This is a genomic window from Leucobacter chironomi DSM 19883 (genome assembly GCF_000421845.1).
In the GTDB taxonomy this organism is placed as follows: Bacteria; Actinomycetota; Actinomycetes; order Actinomycetales; family Microbacteriaceae; genus Leucobacter; species Leucobacter chironomi.
This window is the reverse complement of record NZ_ATXU01000027.1, coordinates 1-1087: the sequence shown is the minus strand read 5'-3', so window position 1 is coordinate 1087 and position 1087 is coordinate 1. Positions and strand designations below refer to the sequence as shown.

3 protein-coding genes are annotated in these 1087 nt (G+C 67.7%); all 3 read left to right on the top strand.

Annotation, left to right across the window (positions count from 1 at the left end; all coding sequences use genetic code 11):
• A partial coding sequence (locus tag H629_RS15605) for a hypothetical protein (RefSeq protein WP_036085294.1) occupies positions 1-283 on the top strand: 283 nt, incomplete at its 5' end.
• A gap of 11 nt (positions 284-294) precedes the next feature.
• Positions 295-810: a hypothetical protein gene (locus H629_RS0113820; protein WP_024357815.1), complete on the top strand. Its 516-nt coding sequence runs from the start codon at positions 295-297 to the stop codon at positions 808-810.
• Between the two features lies 1 nt (position 811).
• The coding region (locus tag H629_RS14335) for a hypothetical protein (protein ID WP_036085291.1) at positions 812-1087 on the top strand (276 nt) is incomplete at its 3' end.

Below are 1087 nucleotides of genomic sequence, written 5' to 3'. Positions count from 1 at the left end.
GTACATCATCGACGCGAGCTTCGGGCAGGCCCGCACGGTCCATGAGCAGCGAGACGGCCCGACACCTGGCCCATCCGCAGCGGCGCACCTCCTCACGCGAGCACGACAGCGGGCACGCTCCGCGACCGCGACCGCACTTGCCCTCTACGGTCTCCGCCCCTGGCAGCTCATCGAAGTCATCGCAGGCGACCAGCCCGCCTCAGCGACGGTCGAGTCCGTCACATGGGAGTACCCCGCCACCCGCATGAGGGTCACCCTCTCCGATATCACCACCCACCCCTAGAAAGGCACATCATGGCAACCGGCACCCTCGACGCTCGCGGCGTCTACCACTACGGCGAAGACGACGCCGAGGCCGATTTCTCCTCGCTCCTCAACCTCGGCATGGAGGCGATCTCCGAAGCGCTGGCCTACTTCGCGGGGCCGCCCGCGAAGCGGCAGGCGCTCTACCCGGCCCCGCCCGGATCACGCTGGAAGGACACCACTGGATCGCGTGCGCTGTGGTCGCCCGCCCCCGATGGGACGTGGCGCAGACACCAGGGCACCCACACCGCCCCGGCCGCCGCATGGTCAGATAACTTTCAGGGCGGTATCCACCTGCGCACGATCACCGCAGTCATCCCGACTGTGCTCGCCGCCGACGAGACTATGATGGTCACCCTCGCCAACGACGCGGGCACTTTCGCGATGGTCTCGCTGGATCGTGTCGAGCGCGGCCCCGCCTCGACGACCCTCACGCTCCGCTATATGCAGGTCATGAATAGCAGTCCGTCCGGGTGCCGGATCGCGTGGCAGATCGTGGAGCTGTGACATGCCCGATCTCGCAGCATGGTACGGTCCGCTTCTCGGGCAGCGCATCGACGTTGACGGCGCATTCCCGGGCGAGTGTCACGATGTTGGCCTTGCTTGGATGTACGCCCTTGGCGTGCAGCCCGGCGACGGCCACGCGCCCGGCACGGGCTACACCGATCAGGTGTGGCGGCAGTTTCCGTTCCACCGCCCCCGCCTTGCGGATCGGTTTTTGAAGACGCACGGCACTGGCGAGATCGGCCCCGGCAGCCTCGTCTACTGGGCACGTTACGGCGGG